The sequence below is a fragment of the Soonwooa sp. T0.1_25 genome, from assembly GCF_057652215.1.
Genome location: NZ_JBYFBZ010000025.1, coordinates 1 through 7007 on the forward strand (window position 1 = coordinate 1; position 7007 = coordinate 7007).

At 35.1% G+C, this 7007-nt stretch carries 5 protein-coding genes; 2 read left to right on the plus strand and 3 right to left on the minus strand.

Annotated elements, in window-relative coordinates; translation table 11 throughout:
* Positions 1 to 281: 281 nt before the first annotated feature.
* Positions 282 to 614 carry a hypothetical protein gene (locus tag AC23MB_RS13995; RefSeq protein ID WP_313029345.1) on the minus strand — a complete coding sequence of 111 codons (333 nt, stop codon included), beginning with the start codon at positions 612 to 614 and terminating at the stop codon, positions 282 to 284.
* Positions 615 to 2141: a toxin-antitoxin system YwqK family antitoxin gene (locus AC23MB_RS14000; protein ID WP_374330893.1), complete on the minus strand. Its 1527-nt coding sequence runs from the start codon at positions 2139 to 2141 to the stop codon at positions 615 to 617.
* A gap of 142 nt (positions 2142 to 2283) precedes the next feature.
* Between AC23MB_RS14000 and AC23MB_RS14005 the strand changes: the two genes are divergently transcribed.
* Both AC23MB_RS14005 and AC23MB_RS14010 read left to right on the plus strand, forming a co-directional pair.
* Entirely contained in the window at positions 2284 to 5631 is a 3348-nt protein-coding gene (locus AC23MB_RS14005; RefSeq protein WP_487787602.1) for a methylmalonyl-CoA mutase family protein, read from the plus strand.
* Positions 5632 to 5783: 152 nt separating this feature from the next.
* Positions 5784 to 6803: an acyltransferase family protein gene (locus tag AC23MB_RS14010; protein ID WP_312323435.1), complete on the plus strand. Its 1020-nt coding sequence runs from the start codon at positions 5784 to 5786 to the stop codon at positions 6801 to 6803.
* Between the two features lie 35 nt (positions 6804 to 6838).
* Here AC23MB_RS14010 and AC23MB_RS14015 read toward each other — a convergent pair whose 3' ends face one another.
* Entirely contained in the window at positions 6839 to 6958 is a 120-nt protein-coding gene (locus AC23MB_RS14015) for a T9SS type A sorting domain-containing protein (RefSeq protein WP_487787603.1), read from the minus strand.
* Positions 6959 to 7007: the final 49 nt, after the last annotated feature.

The window sequence follows — 7007 nt, forward strand, 5'->3', positions numbered from 1 at the left end:
TCATAACCTAAAATTAATTGTTTTTTGCTAATAACTTTAGGGTTATAAAATGTCCGGTTTTTGGGGAGACTTACAATCGCGTTTACAAATCGCATGGCATTATTAGCATATTGATAGGATGGTTTATATTTTTATTAAATGCTTTTGCTTTCTCCTTTTTAGTGGTGGCAGTTGGACTTGTTAGTTTTATCATGATGCATTAATTCAATATTTAATAAACAAAAAAGCGCCTCAATTTATTTTGAAGCGCTTTCTTTTTTAAATATGATTAAAATTAAATCCTATTGTCGTAATGACTTGCTGTCTCGGAAACTTGCTATTAAGTAATAAGCGACAAAAACCGTCGAGAATCTGATAATAGAAGGAATCGCAATTTCAAAATTGAAAAACGCAAAACCAATCGCTACCAACAAGACAACGCCTATTAACGAAAATCCCATTTTTTTAGGAAGTTCCCAATCTGGGCGATCAACATAATATGCCATTCCCCAACCCAATCCAAAAGCAAATGCATAATACAAATCAACTTTTGGCAAGCCTGTTCCCGATAAAAAATACTGAAATAAGAAACTCAACAATGTTCCTACGACTAAATATATAACTGCTCGCTTCATCTAATTTCGACCTAACAAAAATTCTTCGTAAATATAAGAAGTTGGTTGGTAATATTCGTCATCTTCGATTTTTAAAAGCTCTTTTGACTCCGAAAACATCAAGCCTTTCTCGGTATATTTTCTCGTATACAACCACTTATCCTTTATCTCTTGTTCGATTTCTCCATAATAGTCTTTATATCTCAATTTGCCATGGACTAGCAATCCTTCATTAACAGTGGCTTTAGAAATCTGTTTACCATTTTTATACTGCGTAACTTCTCCACTAAAATTATAAGAGCCTTCAAAACGCTTATAACTATAGGTTAAATTTTTGTTTTCGTCATAAACATTGGTATTAAATGTTTTCAAAACAGGATCGTATTTAGACTCGTAAGCTGTATTTCCCGTCTCTGGATAAGTCGCTTTAGAATACACCATAATTCCTTTTTCGTATTTGGATGTCACATTGTTATCATACATTTCGCCATCGCTAGCACTTCCGTCAACGTAGATTAATTTTGATCTAACACTTTGGTCAGGATTATAATAAATAACTTCTTTGATCATATCCTCGTCATAGACCGTTTCATCTTTTAATTTTCCTGCTTCATCAAAATTTTTGACATTTTTGGCTTTAAAATTGTCATAAACGCTAATTGTCGCAACAGCATCATTATCATAACCAAACGTATAATCTTCTCCCGAATACTCCATCAAATAGCTTAAGTCAGGATTAGTTTTATAATTAATTTTTGCAATCTGTTTTCCCTCTTTATTAAAAGTAATCTTACTGGCTTCTTTATTCTTTTTAGAATATTGTTGTGCTTTTTCGCCAGTTACATAATAGGTTTCGTAAGATTTTATCTCACCATTTTTATCATAGTGATCAACACGGCTAATTCTGAAAGGATTGTAGGCAAACGAGACATCAATACCTTTTATTTTATAATCACCATCCATTTTTCGAGTACCAATTAACTTAGCTTTCGGACCATAAAATTTTGTTTCGGACTCTATACCATCTTTATAAAAAGACTCATAACCCATTGGATTGTCTTCACTCAGGAAAACACGATAATACACAACATCACCATTTTTATATTCGGTCACAGTATTATATTCGGTCTCCAATTCTTTATCACTATAGCTATAAACCTTACCTGTCATTTTACCTTCTTCACTAAAGACAATATCTTGCGTCACACGACCTTTGGTATCATAATCTTTAGATATACCCGAAATATCTCCATTTTTAAATTCAGCAATACTTTGCGGCTTTCCATCTGGATAATACCAAGTCACTTTCCCGTTATAAACCTCAGATCCAGGCGTTGCATCAATAGCCGTACCTTCCATTTGTAAGGTTCCGTTTTTGTAAAAATCTTTGATTAAAGTTTCTTGACCTTGTTTATAAGCTTCACGATAGTAGCTCATATTTTCCTTCTTAGTGGGCTGCCAATCTTCATCGAAGTAGGTAATCTCTTGTCCAAATACAGAAATACTGAAACTAACGGCAAAAAAAGCCGAGAGTAATAACTTTTTCATAATTTATTTTTTGGGTGATAAAAATAGTGAATAAACAACGATTCTTAAAAGAAAGTTTACAACTTTAACAATATCTTCAGGATTTTTTATGCTTTGAATAAATGAGTCGAATTCATTATATTTGAAGGTTACTAAATTGAATATGGAAAACCAAAAATATACTCCTAACCATAAGGTTAGAATTGTAACTGCGGCGGCGCTTTTCGATGGGCACGATGCTGCCATTAATATTATGCGTCGTGTGATCCAAGGTTCGGGATGTGAAGTGATCCACCTAGGACACGACAAATCTGCGGAGGAAGTGGTAAACACGGCAATCCAAGAAGATGCCAACGCAATCGCTTTAACGTCTTACCAAGGCGGCCACAACGAATATTTCAAATACATTTATGATCTTTTGAGAGAGAAAAACGCGCCGCAAATAAAAATTTTTGGTGGCGGTGGCGGCGTTATTTTGCCTGAAGAAATTAAGGATTTAATGGATTACGGAGTGGACAGAATCTACTCGCCAGATGACGGTCGCGAACTTGGTTTACAAGGTATGATTGATGATTTGGTGAAAAGATCAGACTTCGCAACAGGTGAAAAAATCACAGCTGCTGATGTTGAAGATTTAAAGTTTGAAGATTCAGCGAAGTTGGCGCAAATTATCTCTGCGGTTGAAAATTTCTCTGAAGAAAAACCAGAATTGGTTGCAGCAATCAACGATAAAGCCAAAGATCTAAATATTCCTATTGTCGGAATCACAGGGACAGGTGGCGCTGGTAAGTCTTCATTAACAGACGAATTGGTGCGCCGTTTTTTACGTTCGAATCCAGATAAAAAAATCGCCATTATTTCCATCGACCCTTCTAAAAAGAAAACAGGTGGAGCACTTTTGGGCGACAGAATTCGCATGAATTCCATCAACGATCCACGCGTATTTATGCGTTCGATGGCGACGCGTGAGAACAACGTTTCGGTTTCGCCTTTCGTTCACACGGCTTTGAACGTTTTAAAACTAGCTCATCCAGATATTATTATTTTGGAAACTTCAGGAATTGGTCAATCTGGCTCGGAGGTATCGGATATTGCCGATGTTTCGATGTATGTGATGACGCCTGAATATGGAGCTTCAACGCAATTGGAAAAAATCGACATGCTGGATTACGCCGATTTAATCTCTTTGAACAAATCCGATAAACGTGGTGCTTTAGATGCCTTGCAAGCGGTGAGAAAACAATTCCAAAGAAACCATTTGCTTTGGGAAAGTCAGTTGGATGAAATGCCAGTTTATGCAACAAAAGCTTCGCAGTTCAACGATCACGGAACCACAGAACTGTTCAATACGTTGGTTAAAAAAGTAAACGAAAAATTTAGTTCAACTAATCTTCAAGAGTTTTTAGAACAAGAAATTACGAGCGATACCACGATTATTCCTGGGAAAAGAGTTCGTTATCTTTCTGAAATTGTAGAAAACAACAAACAATACGACGAATCTGTTTTGAAACAAGCCGATTTGGCTCGTACAATGTACCACATTGATGCGGTTAAAAATTTAATTCAAAATGAAGTTTTAGATGCTGAGTATGTAAAAGCTGAAAAAGAACTTCACCAAGAAAATATTGACTTCTTAAAAACTTGGGACGATACTAAAAAGGCTTTTCACGAGGAGTTTTATTCATATTTCGTTAGAGGAAAAGAAATTAAGGTTGAAACTTCAACAGAGTCTTTATCACATCTTAAAATCCCGAAAATTGCACTTCCAAAATACCACGATTGGGGCGATTTAATTGCTTGGAAAGGTCAAGAAAACCTTCCAGGAAGTTTCCCTTACACCGCGGGAATTTACCCTTTCAAAAGAACGGGCGAAGATCCAACGAGAATGTTCGCGGGTGAAGGTGGTCCCGAAAGAACTAATAGACGTTTCCACTATGTTTCTGCGGAAATGCCTGCAAAACGTTTGTCAACAGCGTTTGACTCGGTGACGCTTTATGGTCAAGATCCTGCTTTACCGCCAGATATTTATGGTAAAATTGGTAACGCCGGCGTTTCTATTGCGACTTTGGATGATGCTAAAAAATTGTATTCAGGATTTGATTTAATTAATGCTTTGACGTCGGTTTCCATGACTATTAATGGTCCTGCTCCAATGATTTTAGCGTTCTTCATGAATGCTGCCATCGACCAAAATGTGGAGAAGTATTTAGAAGAAAATGGTCTTGAAGGTAAAATTGAAGAAGCTTTAAAAGCAAAATTCGATACTAAAGGTCTAAAACGTCCAAAATATAACGGCGAATTACCACCTTCTAACAACGGTCTTGGACTGAAATTGTTAGGTTTAACAGGTGACGAAGTGGTTCCTGCAGATGTTTATGCTAAAATTAAAGCCGAAACAATCGCAACAGTTCGTGGAACGGTTCAAGCAGATATTTTAAAAGAAGACCAAGCTCAAAATACATGTATTTTCTCAACCGAATTTGCGTTGAGATTAATGGGCGACGTTCAAGAATATTTCATTGAAAATAAAGTCAGAAACTTCTACTCGGTTTCAATTTCTGGTTATCACATTGCGGAAGCGGGCGCAAATCCTATTTCACAGTTGGCATTTACGTTGGCAAATGGTTTCACGTATGTTGAATATTATTTGTCTCGTGGAATGGATATCAACGATTTTGCTCCAAATCTTTCATTCTTCTTCTCAAACGGTATCGACCCAGAATATTCGGTGATTGGTCGTGTGGCAAGAAGACTTTGGGCAAAAGCGATGAAGTTTAAATACGGTGCTGACGAGCGTTCTCAGATGTTGAAATACCACATCCAAACTTCGGGTCGTTCGCTTCACGCGCAAGAAATTGATTTTAACGACATCAGAACGACGCTTCAAGCTTTGTATGCAATTTATGATAACTGTAACTCGCTTCATACCAATGCGTACGACGAGGCGATTACGACACCAACGGAAGAATCTGTACGACGTGCGATGGCGATTCAGTTGATTATTAACAAAGAATTAGGTTTGGCGAAAAACGAAAATCCACTTCAAGGTTCTTTTATTATTGAAGAATTGACGGATTTGGTTGAAGAAGCGGTTTATGCAGAATTCGACAGAATTACAGAAAGAGGTGGCGTTCTTGGTGCGATGGAAACGATGTACCAACGTTCGAAAATTCAAGAAGAATCCATGCATTACGAATGGTTAAAACATACTGGTGAATATCCAATTATCGGTGTGAATACCTTCCTAGGAAAAAATGGCTCACCGACGGTTCGTCCAGGTGAGGTTATACGTTCGACAGAGGAGGAAAAGCAAGCTCAAATCGAGAATTTGCACAATTTCCAAAATGCCAACAATGACAAATCCGCAGAAGCGCTTAAAACACTTCAGCACGCAGCAATAAACCAACAAAACTTATTCGAAGTGATGATGGATGCCGTGAAATATTGTTCTCTTGGTCAAATTACCAACGCACTTTTTGAGGTTGGCGGAAAGTACAGAAGAAATATGTAACGGCAGGGCCTTAGCTGATTTAGACTACTAACGGTTCAGATAGAATTATCATAAAAACCTCATCGAAATCGGTGAGGTTTTTTTGTTATATTCGCAAATAATAAAACTGGGTATCTAAACGGCAGAAAGTAAAAATGAAACACTGAGGAAGAATGGAGCAATCTCAAAAAGAGAACTACAATTGGATAGACGCCGCAAAACTACTAAGTATTTTTTTAGTTGTCTTATTTCACACTGAAATACATTTTGGCGATTTTTTAAATAGAACTTTGAGTATGATAAGAATGCCTATGTTTTTCTTTTTATCTGGACTATTATTTAGTTTTAAAAAAAATATATCTTTTAAAAATTTTGCATCACGAAGAGCTAAGCAATTGCTAATTCCTTATTTTTGGTTTTTTATAATTTTCTATATTTATTGGTTAGTTATTGGAAAAACTGAAGATAGTTCTGACGCTGTTTTTTACAAACCAATTATAGAATACGCACTAGGCAAACCGATGTCGTTTAACATTGTAATGTGGTTTATACCTTGCTTATATATAATACAATGTTTGTACTTCTTAATATTTAAAAATTTACCATCAAACATTAAAGTCATACTATTATATGGTCTATCAATTATACCCTATTTTATTAATCTAGATAATTACCCATACTCTTTAGATCGAGTTTTTATAGGCATACTATTTTACGGCATTTCTTCGACATTTAGTAAGGATATCATTAACTTCATAACTAGTAGTAATCATACAAAATACATCGCAATATTATTAAGTATAATCATTTCGATATTAATTTCGTTTTACATCTTTACTTCACCGTCTAGCATTATTACATATACTTTGGAATTAGTGAATAGTTTTCTATTTATTTTTTTGATTATGACATTCATTAATTGGCTAATGAAGGCTAACGGAAAAGTAAAATGGATAAAGTATATGTCCCAAAATGCTATTATTATTTTAGCATTACATACATATTCAAATATGTTTTTATTCAAAATAGCGGATTATCTTGGTATTGAACCTTTATCCAATGCACAGCAAATACTATATAACCTAGTTATCAGTCTGTCAACACTATTACTAATGTATATTCCAATTTATTTAATAAACAGATTTGCACCATTTATTTTGGGAAGAAGTTTCAAAATAAAAACGACTTTATAGAAAGCCGTTTTTATGATGATATAATTTAAAAAGATTTATTTTTTAATGATTTTTGAAACTTCAGTTGCTCCGTTTTCTAGAATGATGCTAACAAGATAGCTTCCTGTCTTCAAATTAGAAAGATTAATTTGTAAGTCTCCCCAAAAACCGGACATTTTATAACCCTAAAGTTATTAGCAAAAAACAATTAATTTTAGGTTATGA

Bases quoted from the DNA above. Each gene is read 5' to 3' on its own strand.
- AC23MB_RS13995 (WP_313029345.1), bottom strand. From the start codon at position 614: ATGAAGCGAGCAGTTATATATTTAGTCGTAGGAACATTGTTGAGTTTC.
- AC23MB_RS14000 (WP_374330893.1), bottom strand. From the start codon at position 2,141: ATGAAAAAGTTATTACTCTCGGCTTTTTTTGCCGTTAGTTTCAGTATT.
- AC23MB_RS14005 (WP_487787602.1), top strand. From the start codon at position 2,284: ATGGAAAACCAAAAATATACTCCTAACCATAAGGTTAGAATTGTAACT.
- AC23MB_RS14010 (WP_312323435.1), top strand. From the start codon at position 5,784: ATGGAGCAATCTCAAAAAGAGAACTACAATTGGATAGACGCCGCAAAA.
- AC23MB_RS14015 (WP_487787603.1), bottom strand. From the start codon at position 6,958: ATGTCCGGTTTTTGGGGAGACTTACAAATTAATCTTTCTAATTTGAAG.